Raw genomic sequence first — 23,644 nt, 5'->3', positions numbered from 1 at the left:
CTTCTGTAAGTTTTTTACTAATGCTTTAATAAAGAAATGATATGTTTTTTTACGTTCATAAATTTCTCTACATCCACAAGCTCCCCATCTTGAAATAATTGCAAATCCGCATCAATCTCTTCGAGAATTCTCCCCGGTCTTGCTTCCATGACATATATTCGCTGGGATAAGAATAAGGCTTCATCGATGTCGTGCGTTATAAACACAATGGTTGTTTTTTCCTTCTTCCAAATATCCAACAATAATTGCTGCATGGATTGCTTTGTTTGTGCATCAAGCGCTCCAAAAGGTTCATCCATTAATAACACTTCCGGATTATTGGCCAACGATCTTGCAATAGCCACACGTTGTTTCATGCCGCCGGACAATTCTTTGCCGTAGGAATCCGCAAATCTTTCCAGTCCTACCAGCTCTAAATATCGATCGGAAATTTCTTTACGCTCTTTTTGTTTCATTCCTTTTAGCTTGAGGCCAAACTCTATGTTTTCTCTTACTGTCAACCAAGGAAACAACGTATAAGACTGAAAGACCATACCTCGTTTCGCACTTGGTCCTTTCACTTCTTCACCGGATACTTGCACACTGCCTGATGTCGGCTCCTCCAAACCTGCCAAAATTCTCAAAATGGTCGACTTACCGCATCCCGACGGTCCAAGAATGGAAACAAATTCTTCATTTTTTACGTACAAAGAAACATTCTCCAGCGCTTGAAAGGAGCCATTATTCGTTTTATACACTTTCGACAAATTTTGAATGTTTATTTCAATCTTCTCTTGACGAAGATTTTTTTCAGCTTTGATAGCATTCAACATTTAATTTCCTCCTTCCGCCCATGGAAATAATTTTTTATTAATGTAGGCAAAGCATCTGTCAATAATAAGTCCCAACAGCCCGATAACAATGATTCCGACAAAGATGGACTCGGTATCCATGAAACGCTGCGCTTTCATAATCGAATATCCAAGACCGTTGTTTGCCGCCACCAGCTCTGCTACAACTAAATACGTCCAAGCCCATCCCATAATCAGCCGCATAGTTGTCATTAATTTCGGAAGCATTGCAGGGATGATAACCTTTGAGATGACTTGCCAGCGGTTTGCTCCAAGAGTATAGGAGGCATAAAGTAGGTCTTTATGAATCCGGTTTGTGTCATCTGCCACCATTAAAACGAGCTGAAAAAAGCTTCCGATAAAAATCACTAAAATTTTTGCTGTTTCCCCAATTCCTGCCCAAACCATAATAAGTGGAATAAAAGCGGCTGCCGGCATATACCTGATAAACTCAGAGACGGGCAAAATAACCGATTCTGCAAGCTTAAAAGTGCCAGCCAATATTCCGAGCGGAATCCCTAACAGACATGCCAGTAAAAACCCCATAAAAACTCTGTAGACGCTAATCCCGATTTCTCCCCAATACTCCGGACTTGAAAGTGCAGCAAAGAAAGAGCCCACAACAGCTGCGGGAGTCGGAAGAAATACTTCATCCACAAGTTTTAAATTGCTCAGCAAAATCCAAATGAGCAATAACAAGATAAAAGCAGTTGATACCCCAGTAAAATACCATTTTTTCGGAATATCCTCGCGTATTTTGAATAATGTCCATTGATGCCTTTTTCCTTTTTGAAGCTCCATCCATTAATCCTCCTTACTTTGCCCGTTCAATTTCCGCTTTTATAAATGAGGTGTCAACGAAGCTGCTAAAATCAGGAATGTCTTTAATAAACCCTAACTCTTTTAAAAATTCAGCATTTTTTTCAGCTGTGTAATAAAAAGATTGATAGTTATCTCCCTCTTTAAAAGCGTTCAAGCTTTCTTCAGGAGAAAACAGCTTGAATCCTTTCATTCCTACATCCAGCTCTTCTTTTGAAATTCCCGCCTCGTCCGCTATTAGTTGAATCGATTGATCGTAATTTTGCGAAAGATAGTCAACCGCATCAAACCATGCTGCTACGATTTTTTGCACGTCCTCTTTCCTCTCTTTCGCAACATCTCCCCTTACAACGAATAAGTCGGAAATCAAGCCCGGAAAATCAGCGGATGTCACCAACTTATGTCCTTTTCCCTTATTCACTGCCATGCTTAAAAAAGGCTCCCACAAACCGGCTGCATCCAATTTTCCAGCTATAAATGAATTTCCCGCATCTTGAACAGATAAGTTTGTAAATTTCACATCGGACTCCTTTAATCCCGCTTCATGCAATGCCGTGAGCAGAAAAAAGTGTTCAATCGTACCTATTTCCGTACCAACTTTCTTCCCTTTTAAGTCTTTAACCGAGCGAATATCATTTGAAGCAACAAGCCCATCGCCGCCAAGTGAATTGTCTGTAATAAATACCGCTTTTAAATCAATTCCTTTTTCTAAAGGGGAGATCGAATCAAGCAAAGCTTGGCTGTTTCCATCAATTTCTCCCGTATTTAATGCAGAAAGGGAATCAGCATATACTGGAAACCAAACCAATTCGACATCCACTCCATGTTTTTCGAAAAAACCCTTTTTTTCTACGAGATGCCATAAATACCAGCTCGGCAAGGCGCTGAAACCAATCTTAATCGGTTCTTTCTTGCTTTTATTGCCGTCAGAAGTTTCATTTGCAGATTTACTTCCGCAAGCAGCCAACAACAAGCAAAAAATGATAGAAAGAACAAGTAGTAGAAGCTTCTTTTTCTTCATGTCTTTCACCTCGGCTTTATATTTTTCATCTCTTTTTGAAATTAGGTATTTCAAAATAGTGCTTAAAGAAATTCTGTTATATCCCCCTCCCCAGATTTTTAAATTTTCAGCTTTAAAAAAATAAAAGCCAGAGAGAATAGATCTCCCAGGCTTTTATCCTTCCGTGTATATAGAAGTTGCAATCAAACGCAGCTTCTATACGCTCTCTCTCGGACCAGACTTACCGGCGGTGATACAGCCTGCCAGCAACGGAACCCTAGACAGCTTTGATTTCCCACTTATTTCGGGGAACGATATTCACTTTTCATCATTCCAAGATACGCTGGCAAATGTCAGCTTTTCACCTTCTTTTTCCGTTTGACAGAGAATGAGAGATCACTACAAACTCTTTAGGGGGATTTTTTATTTATTAAGAATTATAGTTTATATGACTATATCTGCAATAAATATGTAATATTTTCTAACATAATTTCTCGAAATATTCGCATATTACGGAAACTATTATTACATAAAAGAATTATATTTTTTCAAAAAAACAGCATGAAAAGCTGCAAAACGTTCAAAATCTTCTTAAAAAAAGCATCTGCCCTTAATCAGCAGATGCTTTTTTCTTGTGAAAATCATTCCGAGTCATTTATAAGCGTCAATAAAGGTTCGCCAATTTTGATTTGTTTTTCTTTCGTTTCATTTATTTCTTTGTAGTGACTAGTATTGGTTATAACAACCGGTGTCGCCAAATCAAAGCCCGCCGACTGAATTCCATTTATGTCAAATTCAATGAGCAGCTGTCCTTTCTCTACACGGGCGCCTTGAGTTGTATGAGCATTGAAAAATTTACCTTCCAATTGAACGGTATTCATGCCAATATGAATCAAAATTTCCGCACCTTGATCAGATGTTATTCCAATTGCATGTTTCGTAGGAAAAAGAGTCGTTACTGTGCCGGATACAGGCGCTACTAATTTTCCTTCCGAAGGCTCAATAGCTACGCCCGCGCCGAGGGCCCCGGATGAAAATGCTGCATCCTTGATGTCTGATAACGGCTTTACTTCGCCGTTAAACGGGCTGAAAATAATTTCTTTTTTACCTAATAATTCTTCTTCCGCGTCAGCCTCAGCTGTTGCTTGTTGGGATTGCCGATCTGCTTCTGCTGCCGATTTTTGACTGAATCCAAAAAGGAAAGTGAGGATAAAACCAAGGATAAAGGCAACGGTAATGGCAATTAAAGTGCCCCATAAACCAAACGTAATGCCTTCAGTCGGACTGATAAAGGATGGAATACCAAAAATTCCGAGACCTCCCAGCATATACATTTTTGAATCAAATACTCCTATGAGTCCTCCGCCAATTGCCGCAGCAATACAGCTGATAATAAACGGTTTTTTGAGCGGAAGCGTAACACCATAAATCGCCGGTTCTGTAACCCCGAAAACTCCGGAAATAAATGCAGGAACACTAAGCGTTTTCAATTTTTGCTGTTTCGTTTTCACCATTACGGCAAGTACAGCACCTATTTGTGCAAAAGAAGGAGCAAATGCCATCGCTAAAATAGGATCCGCTCCCATTGTGCTCATATTGTTGATGGCAATCGATACAAGCCCCCAATGAAGACCGAAAATAACAAATACTTGCCAGAACCCGCCAAGAAGCAGCCCTGCGATAATTGGCGATAAATCATTGATGGCAACTGTTAGTTGACCTAGAAGCTTTCCTGCCCAAGTTGCAATTGGCCCAATCAATAAAAATGTTAAAGGAACTATGATAATCAGTGTAAAAAAAGGAACTAAAAATGTTTTCACGACATCAGGAATAACTTTCTTAAACCAATTTTCCACCTTCGCACTAAAATAAGCAGCCAAAATAATCGGAATAACGGAAGATGAATACGTCATTAAAATGACCGGAATGCCAAGAAATGTAATATAAATAGGCGACTCAAACATCGTGCCTGAAAACAAAGTGTAAAGCGCTTTTCCGCTAGTAAGATTAGATAGTGCCGGATAAACCAATGACGCCCCGATCGCCATACCGATGAATGTGTTGCCGCCGAATTTTTTGCTGGCCGTATAACCAAGAAAGATCGGGAAGAAGTAAAATAACGAATCGCCAATTGCATATAAAATTTGATAAGTTCCTGATTTATCTGTTATCCAGCCTAGTGATGCGAAAAGAGCGGCAAAACCTTTAATCATTCCTGTTGCAGCTAGAACGCCGAGAGTTGGTGCAAAAATTCCCGAAATAATGTCAATAAAGTTGTTGAATAAATTTTTATCCTTTTTTCCCGCTTCCGTATCGACAGGCTTTGCAGCTTCAAACCCGCCAATAGCAACGACCGCCTTATATACATCAGGCACATGATTGCCGATGACAACTTGATATTGTCCGCCGCTTTTCATAACGGTGACGACTCCGTCCATGTTTTTTAACACTTCTGTGTTCGCTTTCCCTTCGTCCTTTAATTGAAAGCGCAATCTTGTAATACAGTGAACAACACTTATAACGTTTTCTTTACCGCCGACATTTTCGATAATGTCTTTAGCCAATTGCTCATATTTCATGATTGACCCTCCCAAAAATATATTTGATATATAAAAAACCTGAACCAATTTGAACGCGCACGAATAAACGCACTGTATTGTTCAAATCAGTTCAGGTTATGCCCGGATGGTAACATTCCTTCCTGATTTTTGACAGCTTCCCGAAAAAATTATGCAATTGTCGAATTTACTCTTTCTAATCTAAATTGGCTCCATTCGATGAGATGACTTGCTTATACCAATAAAAGCTTTGTTTTCGAATTCGGCGCAAATCTTTTAAATCAAACTCATCACGGTTAACGTAAATAAAACCGTAGCGTTTGCTTATACCTTGATGCGTGCTGACGAGATCAATAGCTGACCAAGGACAAAAACCGAACACTTCAACACCGTCACTAATCGCTAATTGCATTTGTTCGATATGGTTTCTTAAAAATTCAATTCGGTATGTGTCGTTTATAACATCGCCTTCTTCCAATTGATCGATGGCGCCTAATCCATTTTCAGTGACAATCAATGGCAAATGATAGCGGTCATATATTTCTCTTAATGTTGTCCGAAACCCGACTGGATCAATTTCCCAGCCAAATTCATTTTTCTTTAAATGCGGATTGGAGGCTCCTTTATAAACTCCCGGTTCCCCAACCGTAATATGCTGATCTCCTGTTTGGTTCACATCTTCTTCATTTCCTTCGCTTGCTGCTACTGTTTGCGAAGTATAATAGTTAAAAGCAATAAAATCCGGCTTGGCATTTTGTAAAATTTCCATATCGCCTTCAAGAATTGTTGGAGTATATCCCTTTTCCTCCAAGTAAGCCCAGGCAATATTGTTATAGCGCCCATATACAGCCATATCCAAATACAGCCAATTGCGGATGGCTGCGTAATTATTGGCAGCTAAAACATCTTCAGGTTTTGAGCTTGCCGGATAAATCGTCACAATATTCGGCGCCGGTCCGATTTTTGCATCCGGCAGCATTTGATGGCATAACGCCATTGCCTTCGCCTGAGCGACAAACATATGATGATTTTGTTGATACAATTCTTTTTTTGGATTTTTTAAGTTCGGATCAACGGTCCCGATCGCTTCGCCATGAAGGATCATCATATTTTGTTCATTAATCGTCAGCCAATATTTTACCCGATCGCCAAAATGCTCGAATAATGTTTTGCAATAATTTTCATATGCATCAATCGTTGCACGATTGGACCAGCCGCCTTTTTCCTGTAATGCATAAGGCAAATCAAAATGATAAATCGTCACAATCGGTTCAATTCCATGCTTTCTGATTTCATTGATAAGTTGATCGTAGAACTCTATCCCTTTTCGATTTACCTCTCCGTCGCCATTAGGATAAATGCGTGTCCAGGCAATGGAAAAACGATATGCTTTAAAGCCCATTTCAGCAAACAGAGCAATATCTTCTTTGTAACGGTGGTAATGATCGCTGGCTACTTTAAAATCAGTCGTGCCTTCGGGGTATTTGGCCATATCGATAACGGAAGGTCCCTTTCCGTCTTCATTCCATGCGCCTTCCACTTGATAGGCTGATGTGGAACCTCCCCACAAAAAATCGTTTGGAAAAGGCTTGCGCCGCTCGTGTTTCATGCTTACTACCTCCCATTTCATTTTTAAACAGAGTGATTTCGACATCGCAATCGTTTTTACAATTCTTCTCCATTCGTTTCGATTACTTTTTTATACCAATAGAAGCTGTCCTTCCGGAGGCGTTTCAATGTTCCGTTGCCGAAATCATCTTGATCGACATAAATAAAACCATACCGTTTGCTCATTTCTGAGGTAGATGCGCTTACTAAGTCAATAGGCCCCCAAGTTGTATACCCCATTAATTCAACACCGTCGCCAATCGCTTCTTTCATTTGCTCAATATGTTTGCGCAAATAGTCGATTCGGTAATCGTCATGGATGCTGCCGTCTTCCTCAACCTTGTCGTAGGCCCCTAATCCGTTTTCCACTATAAATAAAGGAACTTGATAGCGGTCATACAATTTATTTAACGTAATCCGCAAGCCGACCGGATCAATTTGCCAACCCCAATCAGATGATTCAAGATAAGGGTTTTTCACACCGCCGATTAAATTGCCTGAAACTTCTTCAGCATCATCCTTCGTGCTGGCTACAAGTGTCATATAGTAGCTGAACGAAAGGAAATCCACTGTATATTGTTTTAAAATGGCATCATCGCCTGGAAGTTTTTCAATGTGAATATTATTTTCTGCAAAATAGCGTTTCATATAACTTGGGTATGCGCCGCGAACTTGAACATCTGTGAAAAATAAGTTCAGCTGATCTTCTTTTAATGCTTTAAGTACATCGTCCGGGTTGCATGTTTCCGGATATACTTCCAATCTAGCCAGCATACAGCCGATTTTTGCATCCGGAATGATTTCGTGGCATGCTTTAACAGCTAGTGCACTTGCTACAAATTGGTGGTGTACCCCTTGGAAGGCAGCTTGTTTTACATTTTCAACCCGATCGGTTAAAATGCCGCCGCCGGTGTACGGACTGAAAGTAATCATATTGATTTCATTAAATGTCAGCCAATATTTCACCTTGTTTTTATACCGTTTAAATACGGTTTCAGCGTAGTGAACAAAGAAATCTATCACCTTGCGATTCGTCCAGCCGCCGTACTTTTGCACAAGCCCGAGCGGCATTTCGTAGTGGGAAAGTGTAACAAGCGGCTCAATATTATATTTCGCCAGTTCGTCAAACACTTTGTCATAAAAGGCTAATCCTGCTTCATTTGGTTCGGTCTCATCCCCATTCGGGAAGATACGCGGCCAAGATATGGATAAACGGAATACTTTAAACCCCATTTCTGCAAATAAGGCGATGTCTTCCTTATAGCGATGATAAAAATCGATTCCGAAACGTTTCGGGAAAATTTTATCTGATGCTGCTCCGCTTAAGATTTCCTCGATTTCTGCACTTGTCACATCTAATGAATGTCCGTTTTTACCACGTTTTTCTTTTGGTACATAAGCCACCATATCGGCAGTAGAAAGACCTTTTCCATCTGCATCAAAAGCACCTTCTAATTGGTTGGCAGCAGTTGCGCCGCCCCAGAGAAAGTTTTCCGGGAATTTCGCTTCGAAATGGCCCATTGTTCATTCACCCTCTCGTTATTATTAAAACAATTTCCAACTTTATCTTGTCGCAAAGCGCTTATACGATCAAGAAAATAAAAAAACCTAAATTGCCCGCCATAAAAATGACGAAACAATTTAGGTTTTGCCTGCATGACCAGTAACAATCCTAAATGAAATGGTTTCTATTCGATTGTTATTTACAAATTAGCATACGCTTTCATTTCCTGTCAACAGTTCATTTAAAAATTTTTACGAGAAGCTGAGATTTTGTTTAATTACGATTCACGACTCGATCAATATGAATTGTCAAATATAGTTTTTCTTCCGAAGTTATTTCATGGCCATGCACCTTTTGAATATAATCTTTTATTTTTTTCGTGCAGGCATAAGCTTCCGGATGCTTATTTTTTACGATTTCATACAATTCATCATCGTCGCTCTTCAGCAGCATGTTGTTTATGAGCCGTTGCGCGAAAAATTTCAAGTGGGTAAGGAAACGGAAATAATTTAATGAATCCTCGTCAAGCTCAATTTTAAAATGGTATTTTACAATATTCAGTATATCTTGAATAATCTTTGTCATATTGGCGACATCCGTCATTTCTTCATTCAGCTCAGCATTGACGAAATGCATCGCAATGAAACCGGCTTCATCTTCAGGCAGTTCAATCGCCAATTTGTCTTTAATCATTTTCAGTGCTTCCAAAGCGATTTGAAATTCATCTTTATATATCCGCTTGATTTCCCAAAGTAATGGATTCACAATCTTTATCCCTTGTTTTTGCCGTTCTATGGCGAAATTAATATGGTCTGTCAGCGATATATAAATAATATCATTCAGTTTTTTGCCAAGTTTATTTTTCGCGTATTGTATCATTTCCTCCGTTACTTTTACATATTCCATCGGAACCTCGTACAATAGCGATTTAAATTTACTGGCCATATCCTGATTTTCCAATTTAAAAATCTTTTCAATTCTGTCTTCATCAACCTCATCGCCAGGTCTTTTCTTAAAGGCAATCCCTCGTCCCATGATGACCAGCTCTTGATCATCTTGTATAACGCTGATCACGTTATTATTAATAACTTTTGCGATTTTCACGCGTACCCCCTGCCTTTGGTTTGATGCTATTATACTATATATTGCAAAATGCACCCAATATATTTATGAAAGAAGTCCTTAATTAAGAGAATTTACGATTTATTAGGATTTGTCAATACAAAAATTCGATTGCTAAAGCAGATTTTCGTTTTTTTAATAGTAAGAGAGTTTCAAAAAACTCCCCGCCACCATGCGTTGGGTACAGCCCGACGATAAGGGGAGGTGAATTCACTTCTGTCCAGTACGCTTTCTATTGGTCAAAATGATAAAAAATAACGGCGAGAACACATGCCCCGCCGTTTTGTCATTTTATTTGAGCGAAATCTTTTTTCCCTGTTTGATCGATTCATAGCAAGCTTCGATTACAGTCATATTTTGGATCATATTTTCGCTTGTGTAGGAAGGATTTTTTCCATGCAGCACCGCATCTGAAAAATGCTCAACTTGAAGAGCGTATTGATCCGCTACAATGCTTTCGATTCTCTGTTCATTTTCTTTTTCAACAATGATTAAGCCTTCTCCTCCTTGGCGGTCAGGTCGATAGGCTCTTGGAACGCGAATAGAACCTTTCGTTCCGACCACTTCATAAACATTTGAAAAACTCGCGTGAAAACTGCAGTCAAAAACGGCTTTGACTCCATTGTCAAGCTCCATATATCCGACAGCCGTCGTATCAACGCGATGAACAGGATCTATTTCAGCATCTACTCTCACTTCAGCCGGTTCGGCTTGAATAATATTTCGAATCGAATGAATACAATAGCAGCCAATATCATAAATACTGCCGCCGCCCATATCAGAATTTAAACGAATATTTTGCGAGGCAGGATCCAAATAAAACGAAAAGTTGGCTCTCATTAATTTCACATCGCCAATTTCACCTGATGCGATGATGTCTCGAACTCTTTGATGCTGTGGGTGAAATTGGTACATAAACGCTTCCATAAACTTCACATTGTTTTTTTCACAAACGGCTGCCGCTTCTTTCGCCTCCTCAGCTGTCAACGTTGCTGGCTTTTCACATAATACATGTTTTCCTGCTTCAGCTGCCTTCACAATCCATTCTTTGTGCAAATGGTTAGGCAGCGGTATGTATACAACATCGATATCTGGATCCTTTAGCAAGTCTTCATAACTTTTATAGGCTTTCGGAATATTTAATTCATCAGCCACCCCGATCACTTTATCGGATCGGCTTGCTATCGCCGCTACAACAGCATTTTTAGATCTTTGAATCGCAGGAATCAACTGCTTTTTAGCGATTTGTGCTGTGCTTATTATTCCCCAACGAGTTTTCTTCAATTTCTAAATCCCCTCCAGATCAATTTTGAAAAAACATAATCTTGTCAATTATTTTTGAAATTCTTTTGATTTTACATTAATATTTTTTGATTTTGAAAACGCTTTTTTATATTTTACCACATTTTCACACATCGTCCATACAACTTTTCAGCAGATTCCTCCACAAGAATTCAAACCGCTGCTGCCACTGTCACGGAACATTGTCCGCCTGCTAACTTTTTATGTTTGAAGTTGTTTGTTTGTACTTTCTATATTTTTGCCAACGACCAATTGGAACCATCGCATAAAATGTTTTCCCTTGGTTGTGTGAACACATAAGGGAATCGGTGCTCAAATTCCTTCAGCAGCAAATACGGCAAATCACTCGGTTGCCAAGGGAATGTAGGCTTTGACATTTGCAAGTTTTGAAAGAGGAATGTTGCTAGATTTAAATTTTTGTTTATGATTGAATTTTTGTGTTTTTTTCGACTAGTCGGCCCTTAAAAGTGATTTCGTACAGATTATCGTTCATTGTCATTCGCCTCTACTACATTCGTTGCATTAGACAGTTTAGCTTATTAGATGTATAGTATATTTGGAAATAATGGAAAGAGGCGAGTCCAATTGGTATACATAAAAATGAACAGTCCAGAATATGTAAAGGCCAGCATAGCTCTTTTTTTCGGCGGGTTTGTCACCTTTTCCATTTTGTATACAACACAGCCTTTACTGCCTGTTTTCTCAAAAGAATTTCATATCTCTGCCGCATCAGCCAGTTTAACCGTATCGGCTTCAACCGGAACACTTGCTTTTATGATGCTGGTAGCTGCTAGTTTGTCAGATGTTCTTGGAAAAAAGAAAATCATGATCATCTCGATGCTGCTTACTTCCATGCTCTCTATGTTTATTGCTATGAGCCCAAATTTTCCTTTGCTTGTTGTATTCCGAACACTGCTTGGAATTTCTTCAGCAGGCATCCCCTCTCTCGCTATGGCGTATGTAGCAGAAGAATTTCATCCAACTGCAATTGGCAAAGTGATGGGATTGTATATAAGCGGAACAAGCATCGGCGGAATGGCCGGCCGAATAATCACTGGCTTGTTGACAGATTTTTTTTCATGGAGGACCGCTTTATTTTCCATCGGAGCGCTAGCTCTTATTTTAAGCATCGTCTTTGCTTTTATTCTACCGACACCAAAGAATAGCGAAAAAAAGCCGTTTAATATAGAAGCTGTTATAAAGGCATATACTGTACACTTAAAAAATAAGCCGCTTTTATCTCTCATTTTTTTGGGCTTTTTATTTATGGGAAGCTTTGTGACATTATACAATTATATTGGCTATTTACTGAGCGAGCCTCCTTATTCATTCAGCCAATCATTGCTTGGCTTCCTTTTCATCGTCTACATTTTCGGAAGCTTCAGCTCTGTATTTTTAGGCAAAAAAGCTGATGAACACGGCCATTCAGCCACGCTAATTTTTGCCGTCGCTTTGACTATTTCCGGAGCCATATTGACTCTTTTTCCGCCAGTATTGGTGAAAATTATCGGCATTTCACTATTTACATATGGTTTTTTCGGCTGTCATTCCATTGCCAGCGCTTGGATTGGAGAACGGGCGGATAAGAATAAAGCTCAAGCATCTTCTTTATATCTTTTATTCTATTATTTAGGATCAAGCTTAGTTGGTACATTTGGGGGCTATTTTTGGATTCATTTCCATTGGGCGGGAGTCATCTTGTTTATCACAGCTTTATTGCTATCAAGCTTACCTTTTATTCGGTATGCTGAGAAACGTCTTTAACCGTCAGAAAGTATAATAGATTAGTGCAGAAAAAAAACGCTTAGCCTGTCGGAAGAGCTGAGCGTTTTTTCAAGAAAAAATTTATGGTGTTCGGATTATCGTGCAAATTCCCATAAAAATTAGAGATGGATCAGCATGTCATAAGCAGAAAATTGCATGGAATTCCTGTAAACTGTCTACTGTTTTACACAGCTCATTTCACGTAAAATCCCTCCAAAAATGCCACTTTTCAAAATAAAAATATGGCAACCTTCATCTTTAAAAAGTTCCAGAAAATAACATCTTTTTCTATTGACTTTTACGTTGCGTAACACCTTATAGTTGCTAACGCAGAGATGTAATAAGTGACAATGAAGGGAAAAGAAGCTGGTGCAGCAAGCAGGAGCTTTTCAAATAATCAAAAATAGCAAGGTGGAAGCAATGAAAATAGTCATCGAAAATACAATCGAACAATATGAAATTGTTCGATTTCTTTCAAATCTTGCTTGATATATAAAACTTGTAACAATTGATATGTGGAACCCTTATAAACCGTCAATTGTGATAGCTAAAATTCATATTGTTAAGTCAGCAAACAAAACCTGATAGAAAATTCGGAAGGCTGTCAGTTAGAATGGATTAGCCAATGAATGGGTTTATGAAAAAGTGTTAGATCATGATTTTCTATTGTAGCTAAAAGCATGGAAGAGGGTGTTTTTACCCTCTTTCCACACTTTTTTGGATATCCAAAATTATATTAATTGAAGAGAAACGAACTTAATTTCTAGGAATTCGTCCAGCCCGTAGTGGCTTCCTTCTCTTCCAAGGCCGCTCTCTTTCATTCCGCCAAAAGGTGCTTGGGCGACAGACGGAAGGCCGTCATTGATTCCGACAATGCCGTATTCTAGATTTTCAGAAAACCAAACAGCCTTTTTGAGAGATTGGGTGTAAACATACGCAGCCAAACCAAATGGTGTACCATTTGCACGTTGGATAACTTCTTCATCATCTGAATATGTGCTGACCGGTGCCAATGGACCAAATGTTTCTTCCTGCATGCACAACATATCATCTGTTACATCAGAGATTACAACCGGCTTCATAAAATATCCTTTGTCCATATTCACGGAAGGTCCTTCATGGAGTTTCGCGCCTTTTTCGACTGCATCTTCTAATTGATGTTGAACTTTTTTGACTGCATTTTCGTCAATAAGCGGTCCAATGTCTACCTTCTCGTCAAGGCCATTCCCTACTTGCAGTGTTAAAACAGCCTCATGAAATGCTTTTAAAAACGGCTCCTTAATTGACTCATGGACATAAATCCGGTTGGCGCATACACACGTTTGACCGGCATTTCTGAATTTTGATTGCACAACGCCCTTTACAGCTTCTTGAATATTTGCATCTTCTGTTATGATAAAAGGTGCCAAGCCTCCAAGTTCAAGCGATACTTTTTTTACGGTATCCGCTGCTTTTCTCATTAACAGCTTTCCAACTGGAGTAGACCCTGTAAAAGTAACCTTCTTAACGCGTGAATCTTCCATCCAAACATCAACGACTTCAGCTGGTTTTTCAGTCGTTATAACATTGATGACACCTGCTGGAAAACCTGCTTCATGAGCACATTCTGCTAATAAAAGTGCTGTAAGTGGTGTTTGTTCAGCCGGTTTTATGACAACTGTGCATCCGGCTGCAAGGGCAGGGGCGACTTTCCGTGTGATCATCGCCGCCGGAAAGTTCCAAGGAGTTATGGCAGCAACGACTCCAACAGGTTGTTTTTGAACGATAATTCTCTTCGAATGAACAGATGCCGGAATCGTTTCGCCATAAATCCGTTTCGCTTCTTCTGCAAACCATTTCACAAAGCTGTTTGCATATTGTATTTCGCCTTTCGCCTCGGCGAGCGGTTTTCCCTGCTCGATTGTCATCGTGGATGCCAACACTTCCAGCCGATCATTTATGAGCTTATACCATTTTTCCAGTAATTCTGCTCGTTCATAGGCTGTCGTTTTTGACCAAGTTTTAAAAGCTTCGTGAGCTGCATCGACAGCCAGCTTTGCTTCCTTGGCGGTTCCGTTCGGCACATAACCAACTGTTTCAAAAGTGGCAGGGTTTTGAACGGCAAAATTGTCATCCAACTGAACAAATTCTCCGTTAAGATACAGCCCTTTTGTCAATGGTTGTTCTTTCATACTGCTTGAATCTCCTCTCTTTCTTTTTCTTCATTCGAGTGGTGCGTAAATATGCGGTCGTTTTCTCCGCGCAGAAAATCTTTCCCATACAGCAGGATGCATAAAAGGATGCCGGCAGCAAAAGCCATTGTTGCTCCTTTTATGACGAGGATTGCACCAACAATCCCCGCAATTCCAAGATCACGCTGGCTGCGGGACTGCATGACACCGATACGAACGCTTACATAACCTTGTACCAACAATGTCAATGCTAAAGCTACCCCAAGTATCGGTTGTACTAAACTTACTATAGGCAGCAAAAATAATCCAGTATTTGTACCCCAACGGAACGATCCTGCTCCGCCGAAAAACGAATGCATCGCTTCTTTACCTTTTTTAAACCGCTCAATCACGACCACTTGCATAGCAGCCCACATCGGACCGCACATCGTAATATCAGGGCCGATCATGCTCATCAGAATGTTTCGGCCACCAAATATTAAGTGGGCGCGGTTCGGATTGTAATCAACTTTTTCATCCGTACGTATGACATCAGATTCAGAAAGGAGAGCTTTCGTTTTCAGCACATCTCCAAACACAACTAAATACGTTGCAAAAACAGCAGGGACTGCCTTCACGAAAAACGATAACGCAGGGAAGCCCAGGCCAAATACCGTATATTCCGCCCAAAGTGTGGCGAAATCTGGTTTACTGAAACCCCATTGAATGTCCGGCCATTTCGCTTCTCCAACAAGAGGCGCTACAAAAACAGCTAGCAAAATAGCAGGTAAAATCCCTAAATTCCCCAACAAAGCCCAGCCTTTGTTTTTTTGCTTTAATTTTTCGAAATGTTTAGAGAATATTAGATAAAACGCAAAGCCAATGCAAATTGTGATCGTAATCGGGAATAATTCAAACTTTCCTCCGGCTTCAAAAATCGATACGACAGCTCCAATTCCGGCACCCAGTATAATACCTGATTTAATGGCGTCAGGCACTAAACGCACCACTTTGCTGGCAAGTCCCGTTACTCCTAAAATGATGGATAAAATTCCAAGAGTCAACTGAAATGCAATGAGTGCATATATTCGGTCCTCACCTTCTGGAAATTGTTTAACAAACAAAACAATCAATGGAATCGCGGGAGTGACCCAACCTGGAATGACCGGGTCACCAAGCAGATGATGCAGTAAATATAAAAGTCCATTCAATACAACAACAGCGAGAGCCACTTCAAACGGCATCCCTAAATGATCCGCTAAAAGAGTAATAGCCCCAAGGTCTACCGCACACATGAGCAAACCCTGCACATAATCGGGCCATTCAAACCGATAATGAATAAACGGCAGCCGTATTTTAAAGGGACCTGCAGGGATATATGGCGTTTCAGCGCCGTGCGGACGATTTTTCCATTTCATGATCATGATTTTCCCTCCTATCAATAGGCAGCACGGTATATTTGTTCAATATCTTTTTTGCTTAATTTTCGAGGGTTATTGCGCAGAAGCCGCGTTTGCTTTAAAGCTTCCTCAGCCATTTCAGAAATCGCGGATTCCGGAATATTAAATTCACGCAAAGATTGTGGAATTTCCACATAGCGGCATATCCGGATCATCGCTTCAATCGCTGCATCAGCCGCTTGATCATCGTTTAGATGATCTACTTTTTCACCTAACGCTTCTGCGATATCACGGAATCTTTCTAAACAAGCTATTTTGTTCCATTTCATGACGTATGGAAGCAGCAAGGAGTTGCTTACACCGTGTGCTATATGAAAACGTCCTCCAAGAGGATAAGCGAGAGCGTGCACTGCTCCAACGCCTGCATTACCAAAAGCCAATCCCGCCATGAGACTCGCTGTAATCATCGCCTCACGTGATTCGATGTTTTCCGGGTTTGAATACGCTTTCGGTAAATGGGTGGAAATAAGTTTCATAGCACCAATTGCCAGTGCATCCGTAATCGGAGAAGCAAACTTCGAAATATATGCTTCCACAGCATGAACCAATGCATCCACTCCGCTTGCTGCTGTCACGCTAGGAGGGCACGTAATGGTCATGATCGGCGAAACAATTGCGACATCAGGTAATAAGAACGGACTGACAATCCCTTTTTTCACCTGCTCTTTCGTATCCGACAAGATTGAAATATTCGTAACTTCGGAACCTGTTCCGGCAGTTGTCGGAATGGCTATTAAAGGCAGCCCTGGTGATTCCACTAAATTAATTCCAAAGTATTCTTCAATTTTCCCCTTATTCGTCGCCATGACAGAAGCCGCTTTGGCAATATCGATAGCGCTTCCACCGCCGACAGCGATCAGCCCGTCATGATTTCCTACTTTTATCGCTTGAAGACATTGTTCGACAATTTCAATTTCCGGTTCCGGATTTACATCCGAGAATACTCCCGGCTCCATCGGCAATAAATTTTGAACCTGTTTTACTACTCCTGCTTTGATAAGTATCTTATCTGTCACGATAAGTGGATTTTTTATCCCAAGCCGCTTCACTTCTTCAGGGAGTTGATTGAGAGAATCAGTTCCTGTAATTAATTTGTTCGCCATTGAAAATGTAGATATATTCATTTTTTTCCTTCCTCTCCTTTCAAACTAGCGAGAAATGAATTGATTTTCCTGGTGTCACTCAAATATCTATGCAAATTTCGTGCCAACTCGAAAATGATTTGTGTATTTTTTATAAATTTTTTAATATCCGCGAATATTTGTAACAAAATCTTCAATGTTTTTTAGATCGTTTTTATTCATTTGCTGATGTAAATCAGGAAAAATCGATTATAAAACGAATCATTCTAGTCTTTTTGATTAGTTTTCTAATCGTATGTGAAGTTTTTTCATTTTTTGTACAATGGCACTTTGGCTAATTCCTAAAAATTTCGCTGCGGCTCTAGTCGTACCATGCTTTTTAAGTGCATCGATAATGAGGGAACGTTCAAGCTCAGCCACAGCTTCTTTTAAAGTTTTAGGCTTTGAAGCCGGGAAAATCTGTTGTATGAAAGGAGGAAGGTCGCCTACATCAATTGTGTCGTGAAAGGTAGTCACAACCAGTCTCTCAACTAAATTCGCAAGCTCCCTTATGTTCCCAGGCCATGAATAGTTTGTCAGCCACTCAATGCATTCCGGGGTCATTTTTTTATTTTCATTATATTTTTTATTAAATTCCTTCAAATACATTTCTAATAAAGGAACAATCTCTTCCTTCCGCTCCCGTAAAGGCGGGACATCAAAGGTGACAATATTCAGTCGATAATATAAATCCTCACGGAACGCCCCTTCCCTTACTAGAGATGCAAGATCTCTATGAGTTGCTGTTATGAGTCGTACATCGACTTCTCTCATTTCAGTAGATCCTACTCTCATAAACCGGTTTTCTTCTACAACCTTTAGCAGCTTAACTTGTAATTCTAACGGCAGGTCTCCAATTTCATCTAAAAATAACGTCCCGCCGTTAGCCTTTTCAAAAATGCCTATTTTCCCTTCTCTCAAGGCTCCTGTGAAAGAACCGGGTTCATAGCCAAAAAGTTCAGCTTCTACTAAATGTTCAGGAATGGCGCCGCAGTTTAATTCCATAAAAATTTTATTGCTTCGGGAGCTTCTCGAATGAATATATTTCGCAATTAAGCTTTTTCCTACGCCGGTTTCTCCCTGCAGCAAAATTTTTGCGTCAGTTTTGGCGACTTTGTTCGCAAGCTGGAAAATTGGAAAAGTAGAAGGACCGATGACAAGATTTTGAAAACCCGTTTGTTCAGGAAAAAGCGAGTTTTGCGAAATTTTTTGATACGAAAGCTTTTGACTGTCCAATTCATGCTTCAAACGAATCAGTTCTGTTATATCTCTCACACTGTTAACGACATACATCACTTCATTGGAAGAAGAAAAAACAGGTGTTGCAGATACAATAATTTTCCTCTCATTGCGAATGGTCTGTATAAGAGTGACCGGCTTTTTCGTTCGAATCGTTTCTAAAGATGCAGATTTGGAAATAATCCCTTGCTCAACTAAATGGCTCATATGCTTCCCTTTCACTTCTTCTTCTTTGATCCCCGTAATCCGTTCATAAGCTTTATTGATAAACAGCGTAATCCCTGAACCGTCTGTTATATAGACACCGTCATATAATGAGTTAAGAACGATCCGGCACAATTTGCTCTGAAAAAAAGATTGGAATTGAGAGTAAGAGATCGAATGCTGCTCAAGACTTTGTACAGGAGCATTCGTTAAAATAAAATGACGAATCGGTTTTGTTAATTCTCCTTGCTGAACGGCTCCAAATAGCGACTCAAGTGTTAAATAGCCTGCAAATTCACCGGATTCGTTAAATACTTCCACTTCATTAACGCCAATAGGAAAAATTGAAATCGCTTCCTCAACCGACATATCGGGACGAAAGCTAGTCATAAAATTCCCTCCTAATGCCACTTTGCAACTGTTTACATTGATTAGTTTTAGTATAAACGATTAGAAAAATGATTGGTTGTTTTCTGACTTAGCAAAAAGTGCAAGTACCTTCCAACTTCTAGCATAAAGGCGTTTTATGCTGTTGCGGCAACGGTTTGATTTCGAGGGCTAATCGCTGGGGCCAGCGTTTCGAAAAAGTTTCCGCAGCTTAAGTTTCTAGATAAAAAATTAAAAAACGTGCAGGTTTAATTGGTGCACGCTTTTATGCAATTCAACAGATCATGACAGGAAGGCTGAACAAAAGGCAAAAGCAGAAATCAGCCTTTTGTGCAATTACACAGATCAAAACAGTTTCTTAAAATATTAGAACCTTTCCTTGATTCGAAAAGCATCAGCAGAGACTTGCCGCTAAATCGTGTGAATGGCTCGATTCCATTTTCCAATATTGACATTTGCAAGCTCACGATGCTTTTCTACCAGAAAGGTTGAGTCCAGTAGAATAGTTGATTTCTAACTTCCCGCTTCTAAAGGATGCAAAAAAAAATGAACATTGTTTAAACAAAATCGAATTTGCAAAGACTTGAATTAAAAAAAATGAATCCTTGCATAAAGTTAATCGTAAATTATATCAAAAGAATAAAACATTAACCGTCATATCGAAGATCAAATTTGCGGGGGAAACTATGTATACACACGCTACGAATAGAAGACAAATGCCCAGTGTTTTAAAGTCGTTTGCCGTTTCTTTGGCTATCGCCATGCTAGGAATGGCAGCGGGAATATATGTGCCGCCATCACTGTTTTTGCCTCTTGCCATAATTGAACTTGGCATGATTATTTTTGCATTCTTTTTGCGCAGAAAAAAAGCTATTTCTTATACATTTCTATATAGTTTTACGTTTATTTCAGGGATTACAGCCTATCCAATGATCTCGCATTATGTTTCAACAATCGGCGCGCACGCGGTCATTATGGCACTAGCCGCCACAACCGCTGTTTTTACTGGATTAGCTGTATATGCAACTGCAACAAAACGAGATTTCTCATTTCTTGGCGGAATGTTATTTTCTGCCCTGCTCGCTTTTCTGATCATTTATGTTCTTAATCTTTTTTGGCCGTTGAACTCAGGCGGCATGCTCGCATTTTCCTTCATAGGAGTATTAATTTTCAGCGGCTACGTATTATATGACTTTAATCGAATGAAGCATTACGGTGTTCATCCAGAAGAAGTGCCGTTAATAGCCCTAAATCTATATTTAGACTTCATCAACCTGTTCATTCAAATTTTACGAATCTTTGGCATTCTTTCTTCAAAAGATTGAAGGAGAGCTAAAAAAAGAAAGCTGCTTGCAAAAATTTCGGGTATTTAAAAATTTGTAGAACCGGATCAATTTTTATGTCAGAGTCATCTAGTGCCGGTTCTTCTTTTCACTCGTTAGGAAAGCTTTTACGGTTCCTTTTTTTTCATTTTACTTTTGCTTGCTGCTCTCCTTTTTTGTCCTTGCAACAAGCCTAATATTTCAGCAGGTTTGTTCTTTTTGCCCGGCGTTTCACTGCAAGCTTCAAACGCGTTTGCCCTGTACGGCTGACGGTTACGTGCAACTGAAATTTGCTGTAATCAACTCTTTTTGACAAATACCCGATTTGAGTATTTTCCAGAATTATTCCAACTTACATTTTTACCTATAATCTTTTATAATAAAAAATATAGTGAAAAGAAAGGAGGCAGCCCTTTTAGTATGGAAGACGTTGCATTAAAAACAATTTTACAGGCGCTGAAAGAGCATTCTGAGCACATTGACTCAAGATTTGATCATCTTGAAAAAAGAATGGATGGCTTAGAGGCAAGAATGGACAAACTGGAATCTAGAATGGACAAACTGGAATCTAGAATGGATAAACTGGAATCAAGAATGGATAAACTGGAAAACGATTTGCAATCTTTTAGAAAAAACGTGGATGAACGCTTTACACGCTTAGAGAAAAAATTGGAAGGGATTCGCGCTGAATTAACAGACGCACAAGAAACCCTCGACTTCGTGTCCAGCAAAACATTGAAGCATGAAAAAAAGCTTAGACAATTATAGCTTAAGTTCTCATCTTCCAAAAATCGCTGCAATATTTTTTCCTTTCCTTTTCACCTTCAGTTTCTGCATCTTTAGCCTTTTTGACAAAACGTAATAATCAAAAAATAAAAAGGGCGCCAAAAAGAAGCTTTCGGCACCCGTATTATCTAGTTATTTAATTGTTACTTTTACTTGTTTACGTCCGAATTGGATCGCATCTTGTTCAGTAGGCATATGGATATCAATTTTTTTGCCGCGGATTGCACTGCCCGTATCAGCAGCAGTATATGTCCCGTATCCTTCTATATATACTTTGCTTCCTAACGGTATAACACTTGGATCTACAGATACAACTTTTGAGTCTTTTGTTAATACAGTTCCATTTGCTGTTTTATTTCCTACTAAAGAATATACGGTGGCTTCCATTGTAATCGTTTCGCCAGCATCTTTCGCTCCGTTATCTTCTTGAGCTTTCGTTGCAGTTTCTCTCGCTTGAACTTCTTGCTTGCTGACAGTTTGATTAGAGCTGTTTTCCTCTTTAGGTGAAGAAGACGTTGCTTCTTCTTTTTTTAAACTCTTTTCATTCGCAGCATATGTACTGGTTTTATTTGCAGATGCTGTGTTTTTATCATTCGTCGTTGTTTCTTGCTGTACGACTGGTTTGTTCACTTTCTTTTCTACTGTACGTTCCTCTTTTGCTGCTTGATCAATTATTAAAACATCACCAGCAAAAATTAAATCGGATGTTAAGTTATTCGCAGATTTTAGTGACGAAACGGTCACACCGAATTGATCGGCAATACTGCTTAACGTATCTCCAGATTTGATTGTATATTTTATTTTTTCACTTACGACTAATTCTTGATTTGGATAAATCGTTTCAGTCGTTAAGCCGTTCCATTCTTTTATATCTGCCACTGATACATTATATTCTTTAGAGATTTCCCAAAGAGAATCACCTTGTTTTACCTTATATGTTTCAGCAGAAGCTTGACCTACAAATGGAAGCGAAGTCGCTACTGCAGCTGTAAAAGCAATGATTGTTTTTTTCATGATGAAAAATCCCTCCTTTACCCTACAACGACATCATAGCAATTTTATGTAACAATAGCTTTGCAAAAAGATATTAAATAGATAACAGTTGCTTTTCAAAGAAGAAAAAAATGTAAAATTTCATACTAATATTTAGGCATTTTTCACTTCAGTTACTGTTACACCAGTGCATAATTCCTTCTCTTCTGATTGCTCAGGCAAAATATAATCCTTGCCATATTTTCGCTTAAACCTCACTTCACTGCTATTTCATCCAGTCCTCAAATAAATTTGTCGTGTTATATATGGAGGGATTTTCAGACATGAATTGATAGCTTATCATTCTTGATCTACATTGATTGGACAGTCGATCTTTATCCAAACCGATCTATATGTCATAAAATCTCGAAAACCAATCGTTATACACCATTCTAGAAAAACAAGGAGACGGTGCTCAGACCAACCGACTCAGTGCCATCATCATGGATATCTCTGGTAAAATAACGAAAGACATGAACCTCCATTTTTGCTAGGAGATTCATGTCTATTTCAAAAGGCCGATTTCCCCTTCTTTGACTTCAAAGTTAAATCCCTTTAATGCCGTTTTCGCTTGTTTTGGGTATGTGTAGGTTAATTGTTTGATCTCAATCATTCCTCCACCAATCCTTTCGCCAGCCATTTCGCTTGAAGCACTAACGCTTCGGCAAACTTCTCCCCTATCTCATCGCGGTACAAAAGCTGCAAAAAGAAGCTGCGTATGACCGCGACGATTGTACGTGGGTTTTCTTTTACCATAACTCCTTCGTCTTGCCATTTTTCAATAAGAGGCACAAGTGCATCTTCATCCTCTGTCGTATGATGGTCAGCATATTCCGGCGGTAACTTCCGCATTAAAAGTTCATATTCTTTTCGATCAATCATCAAGCGCAAAATCGGTTCTTGTTCGATCAACTTTACAGCTTGTACTAACAAATCTGCCAATCGTTCTTGCGTTAACGGCTTCTCTGTCCACTCAACTAGAAGCATTTCTCTTAATTTTCGTTCCTCCATTTGAAACACTTCATAAAACAACGCTTCTTTGGAGGGGAAAAATAAATAAAACGCTCCTTGTGAAATGCCAGCAGCTTCAGTCAAAGCCGCAACAGTTGTTTTTTGTATCCCGTATTGACGAAACATTGCTTTAGCTGCTTCTAATAATGTTTGACGTATTGTTTCCTTTTCTTCCTCACGAAATTTACGTGGGCATCGAATCACCTTCTTTATGTTTATATGAATATTTTTATTTTATATTCACAGAAAGTGTGAAAAAAATCAAGAAAAATATTTCTTCAAGAATGGGGCTGTCTAATAAGTCGTTTTTTCGGCTTATTGACGGCCCCCTTTTATGTTTTAGAAACGTTGATATATCATCGATGTTTATGATTTTTTGTTTTCAAAAGGGATTTGACTTTCTAAGACAGCTCCTTCTGTTTTTT

Annotated in this window: 17 protein-coding genes and 1 riboswitch; of the genes, 3 read left to right on the top strand and 14 right to left on the bottom strand. The window is 39.4% G+C overall.

Features of this window, described 5'->3' with window-relative positions; genetic code table 11:
- Positions 1–17: 17 nt before the first annotated feature.
- The 8 genes from RI196_RS03015 to RI196_RS02980 all read right to left on the bottom strand — a co-directional run bounded on the left by RI196_RS03015 (position 18) and on the right by RI196_RS02980 (position 10,725).
- Entirely contained in the window at positions 18–812 is a 795-nt protein-coding gene (locus RI196_RS03015) for an ABC transporter ATP-binding protein (RefSeq protein ID WP_186439255.1), read from the bottom strand.
- Positions 813–1,631, bottom strand: a complete 819-nt coding sequence (locus tag RI196_RS03010) for an ABC transporter permease (protein ID WP_130156694.1) — start codon at positions 1,629–1,631, stop codon at positions 813–815.
- A gap of 13 nt (positions 1,632–1,644) precedes the next feature.
- On the bottom strand, positions 1,645–2,670 hold the full coding sequence (locus RI196_RS03005; RefSeq protein ID WP_130156692.1) for an ABC transporter substrate-binding protein: 1,026 nt from the start codon (positions 2,668–2,670) through the stop codon (positions 1,645–1,647).
- Positions 2,671–2,810: 140 nt separating this feature from the next.
- A riboswitch (guanidine-I (ykkC/yxkD leader) is annotated at positions 2,811–2,941 on the bottom strand.
- Positions 2,942–3,290: 349 nt separating this feature from the next.
- Positions 3,291–5,228 (bottom strand): beta-glucoside-specific PTS transporter subunit IIABC, encoded by a 1,938-nt coding sequence (locus RI196_RS03000; RefSeq protein WP_311066875.1) that lies wholly within the window; start codon positions 5,226–5,228, stop codon positions 3,291–3,293.
- A gap of 175 nt (positions 5,229–5,403) precedes the next feature.
- A complete protein-coding gene (locus RI196_RS02995) occupies positions 5,404–6,816 on the bottom strand; it encodes a glycoside hydrolase family 1 protein (RefSeq protein ID WP_063389268.1) in 1,413 nt (470 codons plus the stop codon).
- 56 nt (positions 6,817–6,872) lie between these two features.
- Positions 6,873–8,336, bottom strand: coding sequence for a glycoside hydrolase family 1 protein (locus tag RI196_RS02990; RefSeq protein ID WP_063389269.1), 1,464 nt, complete (start codon positions 8,334–8,336; stop codon positions 6,873–6,875).
- A gap of 256 nt (positions 8,337–8,592) precedes the next feature.
- A complete protein-coding gene (licT, locus tag RI196_RS02985; RefSeq protein WP_063389270.1) occupies positions 8,593–9,423 on the bottom strand; it encodes a BglG family transcription antiterminator LicT in 831 nt (276 codons plus the stop codon).
- Between the two features lie 309 nt (positions 9,424–9,732).
- A complete protein-coding gene (locus RI196_RS02980; RefSeq protein WP_130156686.1) occupies positions 9,733–10,725 on the bottom strand; it encodes a Gfo/Idh/MocA family protein in 993 nt (330 codons plus the stop codon).
- 603 nt (positions 10,726–11,328) lie between these two features.
- Between RI196_RS02980 and RI196_RS02975 the strand changes: the two genes are divergently transcribed.
- Complete coding sequence (locus tag RI196_RS02975) at positions 11,329–12,507, top strand: MFS transporter (protein ID WP_261308702.1); 1,179 nt, start codon at positions 11,329–11,331, stop codon at positions 12,505–12,507.
- A 731-nt stretch (positions 12,508–13,238) separates the two neighbouring features.
- Here the strand turns inward: RI196_RS02975 and RI196_RS02970 are convergent.
- From RI196_RS02970 to RI196_RS02955, 4 genes are all read right to left on the bottom strand, one after another.
- Positions 13,239–14,678 (bottom strand): NAD-dependent succinate-semialdehyde dehydrogenase, encoded by a 1,440-nt coding sequence (locus tag RI196_RS02970; protein ID WP_066246827.1) that lies wholly within the window; start codon positions 14,676–14,678, stop codon positions 13,239–13,241.
- The gene (locus tag RI196_RS02965) at positions 14,675–16,075 is read right to left on the bottom strand and encodes a hypothetical protein (protein ID WP_063389297.1); all 1,401 of its coding nucleotides are present in this window, start codon (positions 16,073–16,075) and stop codon (positions 14,675–14,677) included. Before RI196_RS02965 ends, RI196_RS02970 begins: the two co-directional genes overlap by 4 nt.
- Before the next feature lie 20 nt (positions 16,076–16,095).
- Complete coding sequence (locus RI196_RS02960; protein WP_144598074.1) at positions 16,096–17,241, bottom strand: iron-containing alcohol dehydrogenase; 1,146 nt, start codon at positions 17,239–17,241, stop codon at positions 16,096–16,098.
- Positions 17,242–17,478: 237 nt separating this feature from the next.
- The gene (locus tag RI196_RS02955; RefSeq protein WP_311066874.1) at positions 17,479–19,071 is read right to left on the bottom strand and encodes a sigma-54 interaction domain-containing protein; all 1,593 of its coding nucleotides are present in this window, start codon (positions 19,069–19,071) and stop codon (positions 17,479–17,481) included.
- A 683-nt stretch (positions 19,072–19,754) separates the two neighbouring features.
- Here RI196_RS02955 and RI196_RS02950 point away from each other — a divergent pair.
- Entirely contained in the window at positions 19,755–20,393 is a 639-nt protein-coding gene (locus tag RI196_RS02950; protein WP_311066873.1) for a Bax inhibitor-1/YccA family protein, read from the top strand.
- Between the two features lie 417 nt (positions 20,394–20,810).
- Positions 20,811–21,158, top strand: coding sequence for a coiled-coil domain-containing protein (locus RI196_RS02945; RefSeq protein WP_063389277.1), 348 nt, complete (start codon positions 20,811–20,813; stop codon positions 21,156–21,158).
- A 150-nt stretch (positions 21,159–21,308) separates the two neighbouring features.
- Here RI196_RS02945 and RI196_RS02940 read toward each other — a convergent pair whose 3' ends face one another.
- Both RI196_RS02940 and RI196_RS02935 read right to left on the bottom strand, forming a co-directional pair.
- Complete coding sequence (locus RI196_RS02940; RefSeq protein WP_311066872.1) at positions 21,309–22,190, bottom strand: LysM peptidoglycan-binding domain-containing protein; 882 nt, start codon at positions 22,188–22,190, stop codon at positions 21,309–21,311.
- 627 nt (positions 22,191–22,817) lie between these two features.
- On the bottom strand, positions 22,818–23,345 hold the full coding sequence (locus RI196_RS02935) for a TetR/AcrR family transcriptional regulator (RefSeq protein ID WP_133309083.1): 528 nt from the start codon (positions 23,343–23,345) through the stop codon (positions 22,818–22,820).
- Positions 23,346–23,644 lie beyond the last annotated feature (299 nt).

The organism is Aeribacillus composti (genome assembly GCF_031760945.1).
Taxonomy (GTDB): Bacteria; Bacillota; Bacilli; order Bacillales; family Aeribacillaceae; genus Aeribacillus; species Aeribacillus composti.
Note: the sequence above shows the minus strand (reverse complement) of the source record. Positions and strands in the feature narration are given on the sequence as shown.